This is a genomic window from Burkholderia sp. Ac-20384 (assembly GCF_017104605.1).
In the GTDB taxonomy this organism is placed as follows: Bacteria; Pseudomonadota; Gammaproteobacteria; order Burkholderiales; family Burkholderiaceae; genus Burkholderia; species Burkholderia lata.
On the sequence record NZ_JAAGPE010000061.1, the window covers coordinates 1 to 22,081 of the forward strand.

Annotated in this window: 19 protein-coding genes and 1 pseudogene; 10 read left to right on the top strand and 10 right to left on the bottom strand. The window is 63.1% G+C overall.

Annotated elements, in window-relative coordinates:
* The first annotated feature begins 122 nt into the window (after positions 1-122).
* Together G3O00_RS14235 and G3O00_RS14240 are read left to right on the top strand one after the other, a co-directional pair.
* Positions 123-2,264: a phospholipase C, phosphocholine-specific gene (locus G3O00_RS14235; RefSeq protein WP_206143340.1), complete on the top strand. Its 2,142-nt coding sequence runs from the start codon at positions 123-125 to the stop codon at positions 2,262-2,264.
* A 141-nt stretch (positions 2,265-2,405) separates the two neighbouring features.
* Positions 2,406-3,092, top strand: coding sequence for an HAD family hydrolase (locus G3O00_RS14240; RefSeq protein ID WP_174929064.1), 687 nt, complete (start codon positions 2,406-2,408; stop codon positions 3,090-3,092).
* 12 nt (positions 3,093-3,104) lie between these two features.
* Here G3O00_RS14240 and G3O00_RS14245 read toward each other — a convergent pair whose 3' ends face one another.
* The 3 genes from G3O00_RS14245 to G3O00_RS14255 form a co-directional block, all read right to left on the bottom strand.
* Positions 3,105-3,992 (bottom strand): LysR substrate-binding domain-containing protein, encoded by an 888-nt coding sequence (locus tag G3O00_RS14245; protein ID WP_206143341.1) that lies wholly within the window; start codon positions 3,990-3,992, stop codon positions 3,105-3,107.
* 121 nt (positions 3,993-4,113) lie between these two features.
* The gene (locus tag G3O00_RS14250; protein WP_050781553.1) at positions 4,114-4,485 is read right to left on the bottom strand and encodes a cupin domain-containing protein; all 372 of its coding nucleotides are present in this window, start codon (positions 4,483-4,485) and stop codon (positions 4,114-4,116) included.
* A gap of 77 nt (positions 4,486-4,562) precedes the next feature.
* Entirely contained in the window at positions 4,563-5,681 is a 1,119-nt protein-coding gene (locus G3O00_RS14255; RefSeq protein ID WP_206143342.1) for a polyamine ABC transporter substrate-binding protein, read from the bottom strand.
* Between the two features lie 271 nt (positions 5,682-5,952).
* Here G3O00_RS14255 and G3O00_RS14260 point away from each other — a divergent pair, with 271 nt between their 5' ends.
* Entirely contained in the window at positions 5,953-6,810 is an 858-nt protein-coding gene (locus G3O00_RS14260; protein ID WP_206143343.1) for a helix-turn-helix transcriptional regulator, read from the top strand.
* Positions 6,811-6,853: 43 nt separating this feature from the next.
* The gene (locus G3O00_RS14265) at positions 6,854-7,516 is read left to right on the top strand and encodes an ankyrin repeat domain-containing protein (protein WP_206143344.1); all 663 of its coding nucleotides are present in this window, start codon (positions 6,854-6,856) and stop codon (positions 7,514-7,516) included.
* Between the two features lie 321 nt (positions 7,517-7,837).
* Here the strand turns inward: G3O00_RS14265 and G3O00_RS14270 are convergent, their stop codons facing one another.
* Positions 7,838-10,261, bottom strand: a complete 2,424-nt coding sequence (locus tag G3O00_RS14270; protein WP_206143345.1) for a right-handed parallel beta-helix repeat-containing protein — start codon at positions 10,259-10,261, stop codon at positions 7,838-7,840.
* Positions 10,262-10,927: 666 nt separating this feature from the next.
* On the opposite strand from G3O00_RS14270, the pseudogene G3O00_RS14275 reads away from it, so the two are divergent.
* A pseudogene (locus G3O00_RS14275) lies at positions 10,928-11,715 on the top strand (IS5/IS1182 family transposase).
* Between the two features lie 12 nt (positions 11,716-11,727).
* On the opposite strand, the gene shc reads toward G3O00_RS14275, so the two are convergent.
* A complete protein-coding gene (gene shc / locus G3O00_RS14280; RefSeq protein WP_206143346.1) occupies positions 11,728-13,764 on the bottom strand; it encodes a squalene--hopene cyclase in 2,037 nt (678 codons plus the stop codon).
* A gap of 53 nt (positions 13,765-13,817) precedes the next feature.
* On the opposite strand from shc, the gene G3O00_RS14285 reads away from it, so the two are divergent.
* Positions 13,818-14,519 (top strand): TetR/AcrR family transcriptional regulator, encoded by a 702-nt coding sequence (locus G3O00_RS14285; protein ID WP_206143347.1) that lies wholly within the window; start codon positions 13,818-13,820, stop codon positions 14,517-14,519.
* 51 nt (positions 14,520-14,570) lie between these two features.
* On the opposite strand, the gene G3O00_RS14290 is transcribed toward G3O00_RS14285, so the two are convergent.
* The gene (locus G3O00_RS14290; RefSeq protein WP_206143348.1) at positions 14,571-15,479 is read right to left on the bottom strand and encodes a PDZ domain-containing protein; all 909 of its coding nucleotides are present in this window, start codon (positions 15,477-15,479) and stop codon (positions 14,571-14,573) included.
* 140 nt (positions 15,480-15,619) lie between these two features.
* On the opposite strand from G3O00_RS14290, the gene G3O00_RS14295 reads away from it, so the two are divergent.
* Entirely contained in the window at positions 15,620-15,967 is a 348-nt protein-coding gene (locus tag G3O00_RS14295; RefSeq protein ID WP_206143349.1) for a hypothetical protein, read from the top strand.
* Positions 15,968-16,160: 193 nt separating this feature from the next.
* Here the strand turns inward: G3O00_RS14295 and G3O00_RS14300 are convergent, their stop codons facing one another.
* Both G3O00_RS14300 and G3O00_RS14305 read right to left on the bottom strand, forming a co-directional pair.
* The gene (locus tag G3O00_RS14300) at positions 16,161-17,435 is read right to left on the bottom strand and encodes an MFS transporter (protein WP_206143350.1); all 1,275 of its coding nucleotides are present in this window, start codon (positions 17,433-17,435) and stop codon (positions 16,161-16,163) included.
* A gap of 8 nt (positions 17,436-17,443) precedes the next feature.
* On the bottom strand, positions 17,444-17,779 hold the full coding sequence (locus G3O00_RS14305) for an aspartyl/asparaginyl beta-hydroxylase domain-containing protein (protein ID WP_174929075.1): 336 nt from the start codon (positions 17,777-17,779) through the stop codon (positions 17,444-17,446).
* Positions 17,780-18,248: 469 nt separating this feature from the next.
* Here G3O00_RS14305 and G3O00_RS14310 point away from each other — a divergent pair, with 469 nt between their 5' ends.
* Both G3O00_RS14310 and G3O00_RS14315 read left to right on the top strand, forming a co-directional pair.
* Entirely contained in the window at positions 18,249-18,737 is a 489-nt protein-coding gene (locus tag G3O00_RS14310; RefSeq protein ID WP_346778977.1) for an ATP-binding protein, read from the top strand.
* 15 nt (positions 18,738-18,752) lie between these two features.
* On the top strand, positions 18,753-19,490 hold the full coding sequence (locus G3O00_RS14315; protein WP_206143353.1) for a formylglycine-generating enzyme family protein: 738 nt from the start codon (positions 18,753-18,755) through the stop codon (positions 19,488-19,490).
* A 155-nt stretch (positions 19,491-19,645) separates the two neighbouring features.
* On the opposite strand, the gene G3O00_RS14320 is transcribed toward G3O00_RS14315, so the two are convergent.
* Positions 19,646-20,032, bottom strand: a complete 387-nt coding sequence (locus tag G3O00_RS14320; protein WP_241025136.1) for a tautomerase family protein — start codon at positions 20,030-20,032, stop codon at positions 19,646-19,648.
* 130 nt (positions 20,033-20,162) lie between these two features.
* On the bottom strand, positions 20,163-21,167 hold the full coding sequence (locus G3O00_RS14325) for a catalase family peroxidase (RefSeq protein WP_206143355.1): 1,005 nt from the start codon (positions 21,165-21,167) through the stop codon (positions 20,163-20,165).
* A 130-nt stretch (positions 21,168-21,297) separates the two neighbouring features.
* On the opposite strand from G3O00_RS14325, the gene G3O00_RS14330 reads away from it, so the two are divergent.
* Positions 21,298-21,939, top strand: a complete 642-nt coding sequence (locus G3O00_RS14330) for a MarR family transcriptional regulator (RefSeq protein WP_341459754.1) — start codon at positions 21,298-21,300, stop codon at positions 21,937-21,939.
* Positions 21,940-22,081 lie beyond the last annotated feature (142 nt).

Sequence of the window (22,081 nt, forward strand, 5' to 3'; positions counted from 1 at the left end):
GCCGGGCGCCGGCCCGTGCCCCGCCTCGGGCACGGCCGCGCTGCCGTCGCCGTCGCTGAACTCGCAGCTGCGCTGCGCGCCGTAACGCGCGCGCCTTTCCGGGACGACCTACCTTCTCGACCATGACTTCCATCGACCGCCGTTCGTTTCTTCGTGCCGCCGCCGCCGGCACGGCCTTCTCGATGTTCCCGCCGGCGATCCGGCGCGCACTCGCGATTCCGGCCAACAACCAGACCGGCACGATCAACGACGTGCAGCACGTCGTGATCTTCATGCAGGAAAACCGCTCGTTCGACCATTACTTCGGCACGATGCCCGGCGTGCGCGGCTTCGGCGACCGCCTGACGATCCCGCAGCCGGGCGGCACGCCCGTGTGGCAGCAAAGCGACGGCAAGCGACCGGTGCTGCCGTTCTACCTCGACAGCACGAAGGGCAATGCGCTGCTCGTCGGCGGCGCGCACTCGTGGACCGATTCGCACTCGGCGTGGGACAACGGCCGGATGACCGCGTGGCCCGCGTCGAAAGGCGATGCATCGATGGGCTACCTGCGGCAGTCCGACCTGCCGTTCCACTTCGCGCTGGCGAACGCGTTCACGCTGTGCGATGCGTATCACTGCTCGCTGCACGGCGGCACCAACTCGAACCGGATCTTCCTGTGGACCGGCACGAACGGCCCGACGGCATCGTCGAACGTGGCCGTCGTGAACAACGACGGCTGGGACGGCCTCGGTTCGTCGAAGACGGGCCTGACGTGGTCGACCTACCCGGAGCGCCTGCAGGCGGCCGGCGTGAGCTGGAAGGTCTACCAGAACATGCCGGACAACTACACCGACAACCCGCTCGCGGGCTTCGCCGCGTTCCGCAAGGTCAACGAGACCGTGCCGGGTTCGCCGAATGCGCCCTATACGCCGGCGATGGAAGCGCTGTCGCCGCTGTACAAGGGGATCGGCAACACGATGCCCGACGGCGGCTTCCTGCAGTCGCTCGCCGACGACATCGCGGCGAACCGGATGCCGCAGGTGAGCTGGATCGTGTCGCCCACCGCGTACTGCGAGCACCCGGGCGCATCGACGCCGGGGCAGGGCGCGTACTACCTGCAGCGCCTGCTCGACACGCTGACCGCGAACCCGGACGTGTGGAGCAAGACCGTGCTCATCGTGAACTACGACGAGAACGACTGCTTCTTCGATCACATGCCGCCGCCGAACGCGCCGTCGTGCAACGCGGACGGCACGTATGCGGGCAAGTCGACAGTGACCACGCAGTACGAGTACTTCACCGTGCCGAACCCGTCCGGCGATTCGTCGCCGCTCGCGCCGGACGGCCGCCCGTACGGGCCGGGCCCGCGCGTGCCGATGTTCGTCGTGTCGCCGTGGAGCACGGGCGGGTGGGTCAACTCCGAGGTGTTCGACCATACGTCGGTGCTGCGCTTCATCGAGCAGCGCTTCGGCGTGCAGGAGCCGAACATCAGCCCGTGGCGCCGCACGGTGTGCGGCGACCTGACGTCGGCGTTCAACTTCAAGAACCCGAACGGCAACCCGACGACGTCGTTCCCGGCGCCGACCAAGGCCGCGGCCGATGCGCAGCACGTGCAGCAAAGCCTGCAGGGCGCGGTGCCGGTGCCGTCGGTCAGCACGCAGCAGATGCCGGCGCAGCCGGCCGGGACGCGCCCGTCGCGCGCGCTGCCGTACGAGCTGCACACGAGCGCGAGCGCCGATGTGTCGGGCGGGCTGGTGTGGCTCACGTTCAGCAATACCGGCACGGCCGGTGCGGTGTTCCATGTGTACGACAAGCTGCATCTCGATCGCGCGCCGCGCCGCTATACGGTCGAAGCGGGCAAGCAGCTGTCGGATTCGTGGCGCGCGGTGGCCGACGATGCGGGCAACTACGACCTGTGGGTGCTCGGGCCGAACGGCTTCCTGCGCGAATTCCAGGGCAACGTCGCGAAGGCCGCGAGCGGGCCCGTGCCGGAGATCCGCGTGTGCTACGACCCGGCGAACGACGCCGTGTACCTGACGATCATGAACGTCGGCAACGCGGCGAGCCAGGTCACGGTCACGTCGAACGCGTATCGCACCGACGGCCCGTGGAGTTACTCGGTGCCGGCCGGGATGCAGGTCGAGCCGTACTGGACGCTCGCCGCGTCGAGCGGCTGGTACGACTTCACGCTGACGGCCGAGAACGGTCTCATGCGCCGCTTCGCGGGCCGTGTCGAGACCGGCAAGGACAGCATCAGCGATCCGGCGATGGGCGTGTCCAGCTGACCGGCGCCGGCCGCGCGGCCGGCGTCGCATCACCGGTTGCCGCCGGCGCGCCGACCCGCGCCGGCGGCGTTTTGTGCGCGGCCTCGATTCGACGGGGCCGCGCGTTTTTCATTCATTCCTGTTCACACGACGCTTCATTCGATGACGCAACTCGCGCTTTTCGATCTCGACTTCACCCTCATTCCGTTCGACAGCGACCAGGCCTGGGGCCATTTCATGGTCGAGCATGGCCTGATCGACGCGGCCGAATTCGCCCGCATCGACGCCGCGTTCGCGGCCGGCTACGCGGCCGGCACGCTCGACATCCATGCGCACCTGTGCAACATGCTCGCGCCGCTCGCCCGCTATTCGCGGGAACGGCTCGCGCACTGGCACGCGTGCTTCATGGCCGATGTCGTGCGCCCGGCGATCTCGCCGGCCGCGCTCGATCTCGTGCGTCATCATCGTGCGCGCGGCGACCTGTGCTGCGTCGTCACCGCGACGAATGCGTTCATCACGCGCCCGATCGCGCGTGCGTTCGGCATCGATGCGCTGATCGCGTGCGAGCTCGAAACCGTCGACGGGCGGCCCGATTCGCGCTATACGGGGCGTCCGTCCGGCGTGCCGAGCTATCGGGAAGGAAAGATCGTGCGCACCGACGCGTGGCTCGCGTCGCGCGGGCTCGCGTGGTCCGATTTCGAACGCAGCTGGTTCTACAGCGATTCGCACAACGACATACCGTTGCTCGAGCGTGTCACCGATGCGGTCGCAACCAATCCGGACGAGCGGCTGCGTGCGCTGGCGACGGCACGCGGCTGGCGGATCGTGGAGCTGTTCGAAACGGTGTGAGCCTGCGCGCCGTCACGCGCAGGCTCGCGCGCTTTCGTCGTGGCGTTCGACGTTGGCCATGAATGCGGTAATCAGCCGCGTGCCGGCGCGCGCGTCGAGGTAGTACAGGTATTCGTGCATCGGCGGCAGATCGTCGGCGAACGCGACCGCGCGCAGTTCCGGATGCGCGCCGACCTCGCCGCGCGGCATCAGCGTGCAACCCATGTCGTGCCGCACGGCTTCGCGGATCGCTTCGCGACTGCCGAGCTCGATCGCGTTCGCGGGCAGCCCGATGCCCGCGTGCTTCAGCACGTGCTCCATCAGCGCGCGCGTACGCGAGCCGGCCTCGCGCAGCAGCAGCGTCTCGCCGGCCAGCGCGGTGAGCGCAACCGACTCGCGCGCGGCGAGCCGATGCGAACGGTGCACGACCAGCACGAGCGGATCGTTCGCGATCGTATGCCGCACGAAACGCGGATCGTCGTCACGCTGCGACGACACGGCGACATCGCAGCGAAAATCGACGAGCGCGTCGAGCACCTGCTGCGAGTTGCCGATCTCGATGCTGATCTTCACGGCCGGATACTGGCGCCGGAACGCGGCGATCGCGGGCAGGATGTAGAACGGGCCGGTGGTGCCGATGCGCAGGTTGCCGGTATGCAGTTCGCGCTCATTGCGCAGCGCGAAATCGATATCGTTCTCCATCTGCAGCATCTGGCCGATCATCGGCATCAGCGACGCGCCCGCGTCACTGAGATCGAGACGGTTGCCGCGGCGATGGAACAGCTCGACGCCGTAATGGCGCTCGAGCTGCTGGATGCGCGTCGTGATCGTCGGCTGACTCACGTCGAGGCGCTTCGCGGCGGCGGTCACGCTTCCCTGGCGGGCGGTTTCGTAGAAGGCGGCGAGAAGCAGGGCAAGCATGGCGACACACGGGACGAGACGTGCGGAAATTACCGACCGCGTGTGTCAATTCCATGTCATTGGCGTGGATGTGCGTGGCAAATTGGGGCGCGATGTGGCGTACTTGACACGCGGCCGTCGCTTATTCGGGCGGCTGCTCGTCGTAGGCGACGAAGATCTTCCGCGTGCGTTCGACGACTTCCCAGGTGCCGCGAAAGCCCGGCGGAATCACGAAGCGATGGCCGGCGCGAAGGGTTTTCGCGTTGCCTTCCTCGTCGGTGATCACCGACGTGCCTTCCAGGATCTCGCAGTATTCGGCTTCGGTATACGCGACGTGCCAGTGGCCGGGCGTGCTTTCCCAGATGCCGGTCGAGAAGCGGCCACACGGGCTCGTGAAGCCGGGGGTGAGCGTCTGCAGCGGGTCGCCGGCAATCAGCTTCTCGGGCGCGACGCGATACGTGGTCGGCTCGCCTTGCGGAGCGAGTGCGTCGGTAATGGATGAAACGTCGATCATGGACAACATCCTTCTTCGGGTTGAGCGGAGCGCGCCGCCGGCGCGTCCGCAGGATTGTATGCCGGCGGCGGGCCCGGTCAATTGCCGGTTTTCAGTTGTTGCCACAGGCGGTTCTCGAGCCGCGCGATGTCCGCGGAACGCGGCTTCGAGAGCGTCATCCTGTCGAGCACGTCGGCGGGCAGGTACACGTTCGGATCGTGCGCGACGGCCGGCGTCACGTATTGATGGGCCGCCTTGTTCGCGCTCGGATAGTAGATCTCGTTGGTGATGTCCGCGTTGACCTTCGGGTCCTGGATGTAGTTGATCCATTGCAATGCAGCCTCCGGATGCGGCGCATCCTTCGGAATCGCCATCACGTCGAACCACAGGATGCCGCCTTCCTTCGGGTTCGCATAACGAATCTCGTAGCCGCGTTTCGCCGCGATCGCTTCGCGGCGCGCGACGCTGACGTCGCCCGACCAGCCCAGCACGACGCATACGTCGTTGTTCGCGAGATCGTTGTTGTAACCCGACGAATTGAACTGCGTGATGTACGGGCGCACCTTCTTCAGCATGTCGAACGCCGCGTGGTAGTCGGCCGGGTTCTTGCTGTTCGGATCCTTGCCGATGTACTGGAGCGCGGCGGCGAACACGTCGTCCGGCGCATCGAGGAACGACACGCCGCAGCCTTTCAGCTTCGCCACGTTGGCCGGATCGAATACCAGCGCCCAGCTGTCGAGCGGCGCGCCATCGCCGAGTGCCTTCCTGACTGCCTGCACGTTGTAGCCGACCCCGTCGGTGCCGTAGGCCCACGGCACGCCGTACTGGTTGCCCGGATCGGATTCCGCGATCTTCTTCATCAGCGCGGGATCGAGGTTCGCGAGATTCGGCAGCTTCGACTTGTCGAGTTTCTGGTAGACGCCGGCCTGGATCTGCTTTGCCATGTAGTTCGAGGTCGGCACGACGATGTCGTAGCCGGAACTGCCGGCCAGCAGCTTCGACTGCAGCGTGTCGTCGCTGTCGTAGACGTCGTAGCGGACGTGTACGCCCGTTTGCTTCTGGAAGTCGGGAATCGTGGTTTTCGCGATGTACTCGGACCAGTTGTAGACGTTCAGTTCGGCATCCGCAGCATGGGCGGGTATCGCCGACAACGGCGCGAAACAGGCGGCGGCTGCGATCGCAACCGGGAAGGCGAGACGGAAAGCGCGGACGGTCATGGTCACTCCCTTTCGAAACGAGGGCGGCGCGTGGCATCGCGCACGCGCGCCGCGGGTCGGTCGATGAGGCTCGCGGTGGTTCGCTGTGCTGCGTGTGCGCACCGGCGGGCCTCGCCGAATCTCGGGGATGACTGTATGCGGCAGCTGTTGGCGTGTCTGTCCATGAAATCCGTACAGCGGACCCGCGCCACGCACCGGAAACCCGCGCGCGGGAATTGGCAGCGCACTTTTGGCGTGGTAACGGTAAGCGTCCCGTTCTCCCGTGCATCGTATGACCGACCATGACGCCGATACGACGATCGATATCCAGCTGGGCCAGCTCGTCTTCATGTCCGACGCGCTGTCGGCCGTGGCCGCCGCGATCGGCTCGCCGGATTTCGTCGCGGTCGTGTTCGAGAGCCTGACGCGCATCGTCGATTGCGATTCCATTCATCTCGATTACGAGGACGAATCGCTGCACGATCGCCGGGTCGGCTGGATCGGCAGCTACGGCACCTATCCGGACCAGATCGAGCGCACGATGACGCGCTACTACCGCGATTTCGCGCGGATCGACACGACATTCGACTGCATCCGCGGCGAACGCGACACGCAGCTGCTGCAGCTCTCGACGCTGCGGCTGAACCCCGAGATCCGCCGCGCGTTTTACGACACCGAGGACATCCACGACGAGTGCGTGGTCACGTATCGCGTGGACGAGCTGACCTATGCGCTGTCGGTGTGCCGCGCGCGACGGCTGCCGGCGTTTTCGCTGAAGGAGCTGAGCATCGTCCGGCATGTCGCGCTGATCGTGTTGCCGCTGGCGGTCGCGCATCGGCGCATCGTCGGCGATCGCCCGGCCGATGCGGACGCGGATGCGCCACGCGCGCAGGAAAGCGGTGCCGCGCAGCGCCTGAACGACGTGTTCGGGAAGCTGACGTCTCGTGAATCGGAGGTGTGCGCGCGGCTCATTCGGGGCAGGAAGACGCAGGACATCGCGCACGAACTCGGCATCCGGCCGTCGTCGATCGATACCTACGCGCGGCGCGCGTTTGCGAAGCTCGGCATCGAATCACGCCGCCAGTTGCTGAACCTGCTGCTGGATCATGACGTGCTCGATGCGTCGTCGACGCGGAGAGGCATTGCGTGATCGCGCGCTACGATAGCGCTGGCCGATACACCAGGAGAGCCGATTGAGCATTACATGGGATGGAATCACGGGCGCCGACGTGCTCGACGACGCACAGGTCGCGAGCCGGCACGCGTTGGCCGATGCGGCGCGCGATGGCGACTGGGCGACGATGCTGGGTCTCGTTGCGAAACAGTCGAGTCTCGTCAATGCGACCCGGCTGGGCGGCACGTCGCGCTATACGCCGCTGCATCAGGCTGCATATGGCGGCGCACCGGAAGAGGTTGTCGTCGAGCTGTTGCAGCTCGGTGCATGGCGCATGTTGCGCGATGCACAGGGTGCGCGCCCGGTCGATCTGGCCGAGCAGCGCGGGCATCGACATCTCGTCGACCTGCTGACGCCGCAGCCGCGGCGTTTCGTGCCCGACGGGACGCTGCGTGACATCCAGCACCACTTCCACGACATGATTCGCGGCCGCATCGCGCACCTGCGCGTCGACGCGCTGCGCCTGCCCGAACTCGAGCCGCTGCTTGAGCTCGACGCAAAGGCCGACAGCATGTGGTTCGGGGTGCCGGGCATGTATGGCGGGTTCGGCTATGCGCTGCACGCCGACGGCGCTGCGGCCGTGCTCGTGTCGAAGAGTTGGAGCCGCGTGGTCGGCGGCTCCGGCCAGCGGCACGAGATCACGGCGGACGGGAGCACGCTGGTGGAGGAGGGGTTCGTGTAGGCGCGGCAACGGATGTCGCCGCGCGAGGCAAGCCTGGCGTTGGCTTCATCAAGGCTGCCGGGCAGGCCGAAGGGTATGCCGACCGACCAGGCAGGACTGGATTCGAGGCGCGCACCGTGCATATCGGCACGACGCTTGGAACGAACAGGATGCCGACGGAAGGGGGCGACCACGCATGTGTCCGTTCGACGCTCTCGCGATATTTGCCACGGCCGCTACCCTCTACGGCGTCCCGCATCGATGTCGGACGGAGCGCGGGGTGCCGAGTGACGCAATCATCATCGTCGATCTCCCCGCGTGCGTGTCGCCGTCACGTCCGTGTCATTGCCCCAGTCTCGGAATCATCGTGACGGTGGGGGCGGCGCTATAGGTGATCGTCATGGCGTCTCCCGGCTTGAGATCGATCATGCCGTTCGTCAATCCGGTTGCAAAAGCCGTTTGTCCGTTCCGCGAGACACTGATTGACGTCACGGTGCCACCGGCGACCGACATGCTGACTGCGCTCAGGTTGCTGTTGGCAAACGTCCACGGCGAAGCACCGACCGTCTCCACGACGGGCGTTAGCGGGACAACTGGACCAACGAATCCGTTTTGGGCGAAATTGTCTTCACTCCACGACGTGTAATTCCACGAACTCGAAAAAATCAGACCGGAAACCGCCCGAGGATAATTGACCGGCTGGGCCATATAATTTCCTCGTAATTTAAGAGATGCGCCCGTCACGAGTGCGCCCGCCGCAATCAGATAGGCGTCTGCGTTGCAGCAACCGATATTTTCCCCGATAGTACCGCTGATCTCCGTCAAATACGTGCAGGAAGGGTCCAGGTAAATTCCGGCTTTGGCGATGCCGGACAGGTGATTTTTCGAAACAAGGCATTCCCTGGTATTGAACAGTTCGATTCCATTGGTGTTGTTCAATGAGCCCGTCCCGGTGAAGGTAATGGCGGCGCCACTGGCAATTCCGCTACCGGTAAAGTTATTGGACAGGGTGACGGTCGGGCCATTTCCATTGCCGGCCACGGAGGTCACGTAAGTGCCGACCGGGATATTCGTTCCGGATACCCCTTGTCCCACCGCACACCCGCGCGCCGACGGATACGGCGTGAACGTCAAGGTGTTGGTTCCCGATGCTGCAGCGATCGAGGTCGCGAGCGTCTGCGATGCCATGCAGACCATCGGCGTGAAAACGATAGACGCACCACTTGCGATGGCGCCCGTCGTACCTTGGCTCAGCGTCACCGAATTCGCGGTCACACCGATCACGAAGGTTCCGGCCGCGATGTTGGTACCGCTGACGCCCTGTCCGATTGACACACCGGTCGTTTCATCGCCCGGCGAGCCAAAGCCGTAATTGTCGTTGTAGGCAACCCCGGTTGTCGTCGCGAAGGTGAGCGAGTTGGCGCCGCCCGAGGCCGAAGCCGTTGTCGCGATCGTTGCCCCGAACAAGCCCACACCGGAAAAGATCACGGTCCCGCCGCTAGGGACGGTCGCGTTCTGGTTCAGCGTGACCGTCGATGCAGTGGCGGAAACAACCGTACCGATTTGCACGCTCGTCGAGCCATTGAAATACCACGCCGTCATGCCGACGACCACGCCCGGATTATTGGCGAAGTTCAGCGTGCGGGTGGCCGAAGCTGCACTGATTGTCGTCAACGGGAATCCGTTTTTATTCTTTGGATCCCATCCGTTTATCAACTTGTTTTGCGAAATGCTGATCTGGGTATGAGTGCCTCCGTTGCTGATGACGGCTATTGGCCCTCCCGCCGAATTCTTGATTGTATTGTTGGTGATGTCGATGTGGGAGTTGTTGAACCCGGTTGTTGCGCTGATTTGCAGCGCGCCATAACCGTCTGTGCCGTTCGTAAAATCAGGAAACGCACTGATATTGGAGGAAATGCCGCATGTATCCAGGATGTTGTCGGCAACCTTTATATTGGCATTGCCGTACGTCGCGTAGCTCGCTTCCGACGCAATATAAATGCCCGCACACTGGGAGTTATAAATCTGGTTCCCCGTGACCGTTATCTCCTGGGCGCCGACGATGGCGATTCCTCGGGCGTATTTTGTCTGGTCGACGCGATTGTTGGAAATGATGATGCGTCGCGGGCGAATACCGTCTTGTTGATATCCGACGACGGCAAATGCGTCATCGCCGCCGTTTATTACTTCGTTGTTCGTGATGGTAATGTCGGAGCTTGCTCCGGTGACGTGAAAGCCATCATGCCAGAGATTGCGTAGCGTATTTCCAAACACCTTCCCGTTGACGCATGCACGCATCATGACGGCTTGACTCGCGGCATTGTTGACTTGACATCCGGATATCTCGAACAGGCTGCAGGATTCCAGATTGACCGGGCCGGCGCTCTCGCTGCTGTAGTACCCTGCTGCATTCTTTGAATAAAACTGCAAATTCTGGATTTTGAAATTGCTTGCGTTGTTCCAGTAAATGGATGCGTTTTGACCTTGTGAGGTCGTGCACTGAAGAATCGAATTCCACCCGGCCCCTATTATTGACGCGGTTGCGGTCAATGTATTGCTATACAGATAGGTCCCAGGCGGGAAGTAAAGGGGAATCCCTGCATTCAAGGCCACCTGGAGCGCCGCCGTATCATCAGTCACGCCGTCACCCATTACGCCAAACCGTCTCACGCTCATCGGCAGATCGACCAGTTCCTGCAGGAGCGTACGAGCGGTCAGACCCGTTGCAGTGCCAACGATGAATGTGGCCGGAAATTCGGTAGTCATTGAGCGCCTCGTATATCGAAAATTGATGGTAATTTTGGCAAATGGAAATTAATCCATCGAACGATGGGTAATTCAAATCCCTTGGCTTTTTCTTGGGCGGTGCTGGAGGTATTAATGGAAATTACGCGCTCGGCGCACTGTTCTTCAGGTTGTGTAAAGGGGCGCGAGCACGATCAATCGTACGTGTTGATTTTGAGGTTCGGGAATATTTTTTGAGAACGGTGCGGTAAATAACAAAAGTCAATTTTGGATTAAGTCGAGGGCCATTGATTCGCAATTCATTGCTTGTGGAGTTATTTTTGTGAATTGGATGGCAGGAGAGGGCCGACGAAGTGATTCCTGATTGATTCGATGAGGATATGGTTGTGAGATTTTTTCACAACGATCCGTGCCTGGGCGCTGAAGAAAAATCAGTCTTGCTGCGCCAATCAATCCGAATTGAAGGCTTGACCAAATGGGCATCGCGGGAGCCGGTGCGTGATGTATGCAGCGATGCTTCCTCCCATGCAGCATGGTGATCGAGTCAATCGCTTGGAACTGCATGCATTGAGGACCCGCGTAGCATGTAATCCGAGAGTAAGAGAGGGTTTCGGACAGGTTTCTCGGGCGAGTCACCTTGCCTGCAAGTGGCTAACCGTGGGTATCGGAACAACTGAAACCGAGAAGGTGGGCAAACCTGTCATCGACGACAATCTGACGACACGAATCGAGTCGTTGCTTCCACTATTCAATCCACGGTGCAAGAAGGATCCAGGCCGCCTGCCCGCTTTCATCGCACGCAGTTGACAGGCATCTTGTTCGTGCTCAAGACACCGGGCTGTGTAGGCACGACCTGCGCGCCGAGAGGGGATTGCCTGGACTTGGCATGTTGGCGACGGCTAGGCGATTGCCGGGAAGCCGGCGTGTGGGACTGTCTACGCGAGTTGCCGCTCGCGAAACTGCGCGCGGCAGGCAGACCTGATCGGCTTCTCGCGTGCCTTCGTCGATTCACATCAATTCGTGCTGTCGGGGCGGGCCTGAAGCTGGACCCAGCCCTGCCGATTGCGCGCGGCCCCAGGTACCCCATCTCCACCGATGCCAGCGGTACGCCGCTCATTGCGATCCCGGCTGTCGAAAACTTCCACGACGTTACGCAATGACTACCGCTGATCGCCGCGATTTCATCGATTCGCGGATTGCGTGGCCACCCGCTGCGCAGACCACGAGTGGTCCATGTCGATCGTAATTGCGACGTTGAGCGACATCGAGCGCGTTGCATGGCTGCGCGCCGTACCGAACACGGTGGCGACCCGGGCACATACCGCCGGGTCGTTGACCGCATTCATGCGTTGCTGAGGGACTTCCGTCGCACCCGAATCGGGTTCGCGCGCCATGCCGGCATTCACGGCGCGTTCCCCGGACTCGGTTGCCGTCCGGTCTGCCGGATGACCGTCCGGCGCGCTGAACTGCCTTGATGAAACGGACCCTTACGCCATTGCGTCCGCTGTCTTGTCCGCAGTCGATACGCGCTTGTTTGCCGCTCCCGCCAGCCGCCGATAACGCGCGAGCGCCCACAGCGGGAAGTACGCGGTATAGCCGTGATACTTCAGGTAGAAGATGCGCGGAAAGCCCGGCGCATTGTGCGAGCGGTGCCACCAGAAGCCGTCGTCCTGCTGCACCGACTGCAGATAGGCGATGCCGCGCTTCACCGAATCGGATTCGCAGTCGCCGAACGCCATCTGCGCAAGCAGCGCCCACGCAGTGAAGTTCGACGTGCTCTCGCCGCCGTTGGTGCCGCCCAGCTTCGGGTCGATGTAGCTGTCGTTCGTCTCGCCCCAGCCGCCGTCCGCATGCTGCCGTGCGCGCAGCCATTCGATCGCGCGGGCGATATACGGCTGCGACTTGTCCTCGCCGGCGAGCGCGAGGCCGGCCAGCACGCTCCACGTACCGTAGATGTAGTTCGTGCCCCAGCGGCCCCACCAGCTGCCGTCGGGCTGCTGCGTGCGCTTCACGTAGTCGATGCAGCGCGCGAGCGACGCGTGTTCGTCCGCGCGTTTCGTCACGCCGAAGCACAGCAGCACGCGGCCCGACACGTCCTCGGTCGGCGGATCGAGCAGTGCGCCGTGATCGGCGAACGGGATCGCGTTCAGGTACAGGCGGTCGCAGTCGGCGTCGAATGCGCCGAAACCGCCGTTGCGCGATTGCAGCCCGCGCATCCAGTCGAGCGCGCGCGCGACACGCGTCGCATACGGGTTCGTGCCGCCCGCGTTGGCATGCGTGCGGCCGCGGCGATCGAGCATCGCGGTGACGACCGCCGTGTCGTCGATGTCGGGGTAGTACGGGTTCGCGTACTGGAACGCCCATCCACCCGGCTGGACGTCGGCCGGCGCGTTCTCGATCCAGTCGCCGCGCAGGTCGTTCACCTGGCGTTCGGCCAGCCAGTCGTATGCGCGTGCGATGCGTTCGTCGAGTGCGCGTCGTGCTTCGCCCGGCTCGCCGTCTTCCGCCACTGCCACGCCGCGCGCCTGCTCGAGCGCCATCGTGCTCCACGCGGTATCCCACACCGGCGACAGGCACGGCTGGCAATACATGCTGCCGTCCGGCCGCGTGATCAGCAGCTTCTCCAGCGCGTTCTCGCAATCGCGCCGCAGCGGATGGTCGTCCGGGTAGCCGAGCACTTCCATCATCTGATAGCAGTACACGATCGGCGGGAAGATGCCGCCGAGCCCGTCCTCGCCGTTCATGCGCTCCGCGCACCACGCCTCGGCATGGCGGATCGCGCGCTGCCGCAGGCCCTTCGGCATCAGCGGCTCGACGTGGCGCACCGTGCGGTCGAGCGCGAGGAACAGCTTGCGCATGCCGCGGGCGGGCGGGAAGTACTGGCGTTCCTCGTCCGGCGGCGTGACGAACAGCTCGCGGATCGAGATCTTGCGCGGATTGCGGGCGCGCGCTTTCAGCGAGCACAGCACGAGCAGCGGCACCATCGTCGTGCGCGCCCAGTACGCGACCTTGTACATCGAGATCGGCACCCACTTCGGGAACAGCACGAATTCGATCGGCATGAACGGCGCCGCGCGCCACGGCACCTGGCCGAACGTCGCGAGCAGGATACGCGTGAATACGTTCGCGCGGGCCGCGCCGCCGAGCTTCAGGATCGCGTCGCGCGCGCGGACCATGTGCGGCGCGTGTTCGCTGTCACCGGCCGCCTTCAGCGCGAAGTACGCCTTCACGCTGCACGACACGTCCGGATCGCCGTCGACGTACAGCGCCCACCCGCCATGCGTGTCGAGCCGCTGGTTCGCGCGCAGGTAGCGCGCCATCTTCTCCTGGCGAAGGTCGTCGATCTTGTCCATGAAATGCATCATCAGGATGTATTCCGCGGTGATCGTCGCGTCGGATTCGAGTTCGAAACACCAGCTGCCGTCGGGCTGCTGGAGACGCACGAGGGCGTCGCGTCCACGGGCGATGGCGGTGTCGAGCGCGGACCAGGGGGAGGGGGTGGGTGTAGTCATGCGGCGGATCATACCATCCGGCCGGAATGTTTATATTGAGACGCCCGGGTGCTAACATCCGCACCATGAAAAAACACCTCGAACCCGCGCCGCACGACGTGCCCGCGCCCGTCGAACCGGCTGGAGCGGCCGGCACACAGGCGCCTGAAGCATCATTGGCGCCGGCCGTCCCCACCGCCGGCGTGCGTCGAAAAAAAGCGCCGGATCAGGTGCGAGCGCAGTTGCTGGCGGCCGCATCGGAAATCGCGACACATCACGGCGTGGCCGCGCTGACGCTCGATGCGGTGGCCGAGCGGGCCGGCGTGACGAAAGGCGCGCTGCAGTATCACTTCGCGAACAAGCAGGGGCTGCTGGATGCGCTGTTCGGTCAGGCGACCGAGCGGTTCGCCGAGCAGATGGCTGCGCGGGTGGCGGCGGATGCCGATGGCGCCGGCGCGGTGGCACGGGCGTACATGCATGCGGTGCTCGACGAGTCGCATCCGGTTGCGAGTACCGACGTGCTGCGCGTGCTGGTCGCGTCGATGATTACCGACCAGGACACGCGCGAGCGCTGGTCGGTGCCGATGCGGGAATGGACACGGCCCGACCCCGTGCCGCTCGAGCAGGCCGCGACGCTGATGATCTGCCGGCTCGCCGCCGACGGGCTGTGGATTTCGAAGCTGCTCGACAGCCTCGAGATATCCGCCGAATTGCACGCGGAGATCGGCCGGCAGCTCGATGCGATGAGCCGCGGCGTGTTTCCGAAGGGGCGCGACGGGGCGGCGTGACGCCTGCGGCGTGGTGCGTGGCCGCGTTCGCGTCCCGGTTCGACGGCGATCTCAGAATTGCGCCGGCAGCTTGACCTCCCTGGCATCGCGCCAGACCGTCAGCGGCACCACCGTGCCCTTGGGTGTCGAAAGCACCGCGTCTCTCAGGTCGTCCATCTGCTTCAGCGGGCGATCGCCGAACCGCAGCAGCACGTCGTAATTCTTCAGGCCGGCGCGATCGGCGACCGTGCCGGGCAGCACGGCGAGGATTTGCATCGCGCTGCCGGGGAGTTTCATTGAGGCCTGCGCTTTTTCGTCCAGGTCGACAAAGTGCACGCCGAAGACCGACGGACGGTTCAACATCGCCGCCGGTATCAGGCTGCGGTCGTTCGGAATGCTGTCGAGAAAGCGCGCCAGATACGCGGCCGGAATCCGGATCCGGAAGACCTTGTCGACCGCGTCGTAGTTCGAGAGGGTGAGCACGAGGTCGGTCCCGCTGATCTCGTAGGCCTTCAGGTCGAAGCGGTCCAGCTTGATGAAGAGGCCGCCGTTGACGGGCCAGGTCTTGCCGCCGTCGGCCACCGTGTTCCAGTTTTCGGTGTCGTTGTAGCCGCCGCCGTTCAGCGTCGGGATCGCGACCGGGACGTTGGCCTCCTTGTAGCGGGTGCTGAATTTCCCGTAGTCGCGCACGGTACTGAAATTCAACTTCTCCGTCGTATGGAAGCCGACCGCCAGCCCCAGCACGGAATCGGCACCGCGCGGCGTCTGGACCAGCGTCAATTGCGCATTGACAATGCCTTGATCCGCCGATAATCCCGAATCGCTGACGGTCAATACGGGGGAATCGTAACGCGTGTTTCCCTGGAAGCGCTCGGAGAGCCCCGCATAGACAGGCGGCACGGCTTTTTCTTGCGCCAGTGCCGGTTGTGCGGCCAATGACGACATCGCCAGCAGGGCGGCATAGACAAAACTACGTTTCATTCTCGGTTGCCCTCTTATGTGTTGTTATCTTGCTCGTGCGTTCATTCCCGACATCGGTGTTCGCGTGTGAGATCTGATGGCGGGTCTTGGGTGACGTGAGAGATTCTGAATGACCCGTTGCCGAGGTTCATTGAACTGCCATGTTCACCCAAACCTTGCCGGACAACGATCATCCACATGCGTGGCGTCGAAGCGTTCTCGGATCGTCAGCAGAGCCCGGTGCGAACACGAACTCGGTTCGATTTCATGCTTTGCCGAATCGCTTATCCGACAAGCTTCAGATAAGAGATATACATCAAGATCAGTTGCCTACGCACGGCACGGCCTCCGTCTTCCGGCAGATCGCGTTCGAATACGCTTCGAACAGTACCGAAAATCGTGGTGAGCGGCGTCAAATTGACGTTCGCCAGATCACGGAAGACGGCATCAGAGGCGCTGGCGAACATCGCAGCCGTCGCAGCATCCACGCGCTCGAGACAGCTTGGTAAATCGAGGTATCCATATCAGGACGCACACTCGCCGGCCCGATGGCGAATGCCAGACGTGAACTGCTTGACTGGCTCGGTGAACGGTTCGACCCCGAGGTATTTTGGGTGACCGACGCGAATACGCGGTTGGTCCAGGTGGAACCCAATGTCGAGCGTCCGCGGTCGCCACACGCATGATGCTGCAAGATTGACCTCAGCTAGCGTGCGAGGATTCTTTCGCTTCCAGCGTCCTGCCGTATTTCGAGGCTGCATTGAAGCATGCCGCCAATGCTACGCCCACCAAGGCAACGATTGTTAGCGTGCCCCATATGACCATCGGGCTACGTTGGCTGATTGCGAGCCAGCTGCCAACGTAGTTGCCAATGCCGCCACTGATTCCCCATGAGAGTCCTACGGCACCAAAAAACGTTGCTTGTTTCCCCTCATGTGCGAGTTCAGCCGTGAGTGACTCGATGGCGGGAAGAATCATCGTTTCCGCGAACGTGTAGGCCACAACGACGGCCAGTAACCATCCAAACCCGTCGCCTAGTCCGGCCAGCGGATAAAGAACCGCGAGAAAGGCATACGACCACAGCAAAACCTGATGCCGTGAAACAATTTTGAAGACCAGCAGCGACGCACCGACGAACACCAGGCCGGCTATGCCGTTGGCTGTGAAAACGGCGCTTGCTCCGGCTTCGGAGCCGGTTAGCCTGGCGGCGATGATCGGGAACAAGACGAACAGCTGCGAGAACAAGAACCACCATGCTGACGTCGCAAGCAAGAACAGGAGAAAAACACGGTCACGCGTCACTGCCTGCCAGCCCGATAGGAACGACGACCTGCTGGGGTACAGGCTATCGAGGTGACCAAATCTGATGCACCAGATCGCCATGGCGGCGAAGAGTGCCCCACTCACGAAGAACGGAGCCACGGGGTTGAAGCTGACGAGCAACGCACCGAGCATCGGACCAGCGACGACTCCAAGATTCAGCAGCAGATTGTTGAGCACGAATACCCGTGGGACGAGATCGGTCACCTGCCGCCCGAAAATGCCATAGACAGCGGATTCGTAAAGAGACGTGCCCAGCCCTATTGCGAGCGTCGCTACGGTAATCAGGGAGAAACTGCTGACCGCCCCGAATCCGATGAAGCCTGCGGCCCTTAACGCGAGTCCTGACACCATCAAGACACAGAAACCAAAGCGGTCGGAAAGCGGGCCGGTGACGATCGGTAGGGCACGGGCCCCGATCAGATGGATTGTCAGGACCGTGCCAATCTCGGTTGCCGAGAAATGCAGTCCTCTCGCCATATAGACGGCCATGAGCGGAAATGCCATGAATGTCGATACGTTGAGGAAGAACTGCGCGAATAAAAGCGTTCGCACGTCGCGCGGAAGAGAAACGAAATCGGCGCGCACGCTTCGAAGAAAGTCACGCGCACGAACATTTTTTTGGTTTTCGCCGACTTCGTTCCTGTATCCGCTCATGGGCTCTCCTATATCTGCCTCTCCCCGATCACCAGATCATGGCCGTTGCCGCTATGGCAGATCTGGGCGAAGGACCGCTCAACATCCTGAACTGCATTCTCGACAGTGAATGACGCATTGTAGTCGTCGTCCAAAAGTTTTAGTGCAGGCTCGAGAAGCGTTCGCTCTGCCAACGACAATTCCGGATGCCAAACGTCCACCAGGAGAATGGCGCGCGACGACGAGCTTTTGTTCCACACTTCGTGCTCAAAGCTGTCGTCAAACGCCAATACCTGGCCTTCTTTCCACGTGCTTCGGAGTTGGAGATTGAAAGGCAATCCGTGCCACGGACTCTCATGCGGCACCTGTCAGATATAACTGAGTGACTGAACATTGATGAATTCTGGCGAGTCGAGAATCAATCTTTCGGATTCTTTCAGGTTTGCATTCTTTTAATAAATTATTCTTTTTAGCGTAGGGTCATGAATCTGAAAAAACATTTATCTGAATTGGAGCGGCAAGAGGGGCAGGGAATCGAAATTGGGTGTCCAGCAAGCGTATCCGTTGCAAGCACACCAACTGACCTGCGTCGCGTCCAATCCGCTTGCTCACGATCAGGATGTTAGCTATTCTGACGCCCATGACCCATTCGCAAACCCCCTCGATTATTTGCGCCGCAATGTTGCCGGCGGGATAGCGATCGACTGAATGGATATCGTCACAACCCGCCCGGAAGGCGGGTTTTTGCTTTCTGGGCATTCGATGGAGAGCCTGGAAATGCAGACCGGGAAGTCACTTCACACGACGGCATCGGACGATGCCGTGTTGCTCCACATGATATGCGGCAAGATCGCATCCGGAAAATCGACGCTCGTCGCGCGGCTCGTGAGCGCCGGGCCGGTCGTTTCGATCAGCGAAGATGCGTGGCTCGCGCAACTCTATCCGGGCGAGATCCTGTCGATCGACGACTATGTCCGGTGCGCGAAGCGCGTCGGCCACGTGATTGCCGATCACGCCCGCGCGGTGCTGCAGGCCGGCGTGTCGGTGGTGCTCGATGTCCCGTTCAATACCGTCGCCGCGCGCGCATGGGGCCTCGCCATTTCTCAGGCAGCCGGCTGCGACCATCGATTGCACTACCTCGACGTCAGCGATGCCGTTTGCAAGGCGCGACTGCACGCGCGCAATGCGCGAGGCGACCATCCGTTCCAGGCGTCGGACGCCGAGTTCGAACGGATTACGCGGTACTTCGTTGCGCCGACCGCGGCGGAAGGGTTGAGCGTCGTCGCTTATGACGAGGCCGGTTTCGTCCGGCTGTCTTCGTAAAAGAGGTGCGCCAGCGTGGTGAACATCGAATATCCGTCTGAAACGCTCGAGCTGCCAATGGTGCAGGTTCCCGCCGGCACGATTGCCTTGAGGGACGACCGGATCGGCCGCACCTGGTGCGTCGATCTGCAACGCTTTGCGATCGGCTGCTACCCGGTGACCCAGGCGCAATACGCGGCAATCACGGGGCTGGCGCCATCGTCACATGCCGGCACGCAACGCCCGGTGGAGAACGTCTCGTGGCTCGACGCCGTCCGGTTCTGCAACCGGCTGTCGACGGCCGACGGTCTGCGTTGCGGTTACGACATCCACGAGGACGGAACGAATGCCTCGCCGGTTCCGGGCAGCAACGGCTATCGGCTGCCCACCGAAGCGGAGTGGGAGTACGCATGCCGTGCGGGAACGCAGGGCCCGAGATATGGCGAGCTCGACGCCATCGCGTGGTACCGGGAAAATTCCGGCGGCCGCACGCACGAGGTCGGTCAGAAGCAGCCCAACGGCTGGGGGCTGCACGACATGCTGGGCAATGTGTGGGAGTGGTGCGCGGATCAATACGACCCGGAAGTCTACGGTTCGTATCGCGTGTTTCGCGGCGGGGGCTGGGCCGACGTCGAGCGCAGTTGCCTTGCGACGAATCGCCGTCGCAGTCATCCGACTTTTGCGATCGACGATCTCGGGTTTCGCGTTGCGCGGTCGCTTGATGCGGGGGACGGGAGATCGGCGCACGTCGTGCGTGGATCGTCCGGCGGTTGATCGTGGCCGCCTCGTCGTGGCAAGTCGTGTCGTGACGACCGGGCTGCGGCCTGCGATGTGCGTGCGCCGCCCGTATCAACCTTCGTCCCGCCCCGGCGACATTCGACCCGGGGCGGAGCGGTTGGCGATCGAAATCAGCGTTGCGCAGCCGGCGATCAGGTGAGCTCGCCGGTGATGAACTGCGCGCGCCCTCGACCGAACGACCAGTCCGCGTCACCGTTTTCGACGATGGACACGATGACGTCGTCCGGCGAGATGCCGCATTGCGTTTGCAGGTTCTCGACCAGCAAACGATAGAACGCGAGCTTCTGCGGCTCAGTGCGATGGCGGCTCACGGCCGTCAACAGCACCACGTCCCGCGATCGCGGATAGCCAAGGCCGGTGTCTTCCACCACGAGTTCGCCGGGGCGATGTTGCGTGACGGACTGATAGCGATCGGTCGCGGGAACATCGAACGCCTGCACCATCGCCTGATGGGCAGCGTCCAGCAGGGTGCGTACCTGTTCGTCGGTGCGGCCCTCGATGAGGTCGAATTTGAGCATTGGCACGGGATTTTCTCCTGGGTCGGGATAGCGTCGGTACGGCATGCCGCTTCTTTCAGCGGTGGCATGCCGTTCTTCATACGGACTACTGAGTTAATGGCATAGAGGTTGGCCGGAACGATCGTCGCACTTACTGCTGGCGGCGCGCGAACGATACCGGATAGGCGGCCGAACGCGCATTGATCATCGGATCTTCCGCCTCGATACCGGCCGGCAGTGCGTTGGGCAGGAACAGCAGACGGCGCTGTGCCGCCGCATTGTCGGCTACCGCTTTCGTGATCGAGATCGTGCCGAGCTCCACGGTGCGATGGGTGTTCGACCATACGATGGAGGGATCGTCGAGCTTGTCGCCGGGCTGGGCGATCTGCAGGACGAGGCGGAACCGAATCGGCGCCTGCGCGACGCGTTGGCGGATTTCCGCTTGCAGATGGTCGGGCGCCACCTTGGCGGCCTCCGCATCCGATACATAGTGCTCGCCGTCGACCGGCAGCATCTGATAGCGCCCGTAGGTCACGGCGCCTTTCGCGTCGATGAAGCGGAACGTGTTGACGCCGAAGTACGGCAGCGTCGCATAGCTGGCCGGGAACGGCTTCGGCGCGGTGAGAAACGCCTTCGCGACCGGGTGGCTTGCCAGATAGGTATCCAGCGGCGTCGGCTTGGCCGCATTCGGGCCACTCGTGCCGATCGCGATCAGCAGATCGCGAAAGTCGTCGGCCGTCGGCGACGGAAACCCGTTAAACGAATGCGCAACGATATCGGTATCGCTGCCGTTCGGCAGCTTGAACTTGATCGCGAAGCCGCGCGGCGACGCGAGCGGATGGTTGTCCGCGATATCGGGAATGCCGGCAAAGTCGGAGAATCGGACGATCACCGGGACGGCGGCCTGGAAGTGCGGCGCCTTGCTGATGCCGGGCGCCGCGGCACTCGGCGTAAACGACCCTTCGAGCACGATGCCCTTGGCATGCACGGCGCGCGCGCCGGGATGCCGGCCAAACACGCCATTCAGCGCATCGACCAATTGCGTCGGGGACGACTTCTGGCCGGCGGAGGGCGCCGGCGTTTGGGCGGACGCTGCCTGCGTGGCCGCGAGGCCAAGCAGGAACGCCCAGGAAAGATGGGACGCGGATCGTCTCATGATCGGAACTCTTCAGTGGGTTGGGGACGGGGACGGCAACACGAGTCTAGTGCATATCGACAATAATGACAAATAGATGTGTCGTTATTGTTAATATGGTCCGGTCGAGCCCTTCCGGCGCGAGGCTATAATCGACCGCTCACCCGCCGATCCGAACCCTTTTCCCGTGACTACCAAGAACGACGTCCTACGCGCGCTGCAACGAGAACCGCTGACCGTCGTGCAGCTCTGCGAATCGCTCAATGTGACGCGCACGGCGATCAACATGCAGTTGAAGCAGCTCGAAGCGGAGGGGCTCGTGCGCCGGCACAAGCCGGTGCAGACCGGGACACCGGGCAAGCCGGCCGTGCTTTACGAGGCTGCGCCGGGCAGCGAGGACGCGGCATCGAGCGCGTATCCGGCGTTTCTGCTGGCACTGCTCGCCACGCTTCAGGCGCATCTCGACGAACGCCAGCTCGAAAAGGTGCTCGTTGAAACGGGCCGGCGCCTGGCGCGCGAGAACGGCCTGCCGGCGTCGGACGACTTCGACACGAACCTGGCCGGGGCGATGGCCGTCGTCGACGCACTGGGCGCACACACCGAAGCGGTCCCCGACGGCAATGCGATCATGGTCCGCAATTACAGCTGCCCGGTCGCGAGCGCCGTGCGCGAAACGCCCTGCGTGTGTCGCGCCATCGCCGCCTACTTTTCCGAGGCGACGGGGCGCACGGTCACGGACCATTGCCTGCGAGACGGGCGTCTCATCTGCCAGTACCGGATCGCGAAGAAGTAGCGGCACCGACCGGTGTGCACTGCGTTCGGCGAAAACAGATGCCCCGGAAAACACAAGCCATCTGAAGGTGCCGAACGATGCGCTTCGTCTTTAGAATGGGCGGCGAGCATCGCGAGCCGTCAGAATCGCGGCATCCGGTGGG

Bases quoted from the DNA above. Each gene is read 5' to 3' on its own strand.
- G3O00_RS14235 (WP_206143340.1), top strand. From the start codon at position 123: ATGACTTCCATCGACCGCCGTTCGTTTCTTCGTGCCGCCGCCGCCGGC.
- G3O00_RS14310 (WP_346778977.1), top strand. From the start codon at position 18,249: ATGATATGCGGCAAGATCGCATCCGGAAAATCGACGCTCGTCGCGCGG.
- G3O00_RS14250 (WP_050781553.1), bottom strand. From the start codon at position 4,485: ATGATCGACGTTTCATCCATTACCGACGCACTCGCTCCGCAAGGCGAG.
- G3O00_RS14300 (WP_206143350.1), bottom strand. From the start codon at position 17,435: ATGAGCGGATACAGGAACGAAGTCGGCGAAAACCAAAAAAATGTTCGT.
- G3O00_RS14290 (WP_206143348.1), bottom strand. From the start codon at position 15,479: ATGAAACGTAGTTTTGTCTATGCCGCCCTGCTGGCGATGTCGTCATTG.
- G3O00_RS14270 (WP_206143345.1), bottom strand. From the start codon at position 10,261: ATGACTACCGAATTTCCGGCCACATTCATCGTTGGCACTGCAACGGGT.
- shc (WP_206143346.1), bottom strand. From the start codon at position 13,764: ATGATCCGCCGCATGACTACACCCACCCCCTCCCCCTGGTCCGCGCTC.
- G3O00_RS14325 (WP_206143355.1), bottom strand. From the start codon at position 21,167: ATGAGACGATCCGCGTCCCATCTTTCCTGGGCGTTCCTGCTTGGCCTC.
- G3O00_RS14260 (WP_206143343.1), top strand. From the start codon at position 5,953: ATGACCGACCATGACGCCGATACGACGATCGATATCCAGCTGGGCCAG.
- G3O00_RS14285 (WP_206143347.1), top strand. From the start codon at position 13,818: ATGAAAAAACACCTCGAACCCGCGCCGCACGACGTGCCCGCGCCCGTC.
- G3O00_RS14255 (WP_206143342.1), bottom strand. From the start codon at position 5,681: ATGACCGTCCGCGCTTTCCGTCTCGCCTTCCCGGTTGCGATCGCAGCC.
- G3O00_RS14245 (WP_206143341.1), bottom strand. From the start codon at position 3,992: ATGCTTGCCCTGCTTCTCGCCGCCTTCTACGAAACCGCCCGCCAGGGA.
- G3O00_RS14240 (WP_174929064.1), top strand. From the start codon at position 2,406: ATGACGCAACTCGCGCTTTTCGATCTCGACTTCACCCTCATTCCGTTC.
- G3O00_RS14320 (WP_241025136.1), bottom strand. From the start codon at position 20,032: ATGCTCAAATTCGACCTCATCGAGGGCCGCACCGACGAACAGGTACGC.
- G3O00_RS14295 (WP_206143349.1), top strand. From the start codon at position 15,620: ATGTTCACCCAAACCTTGCCGGACAACGATCATCCACATGCGTGGCGT.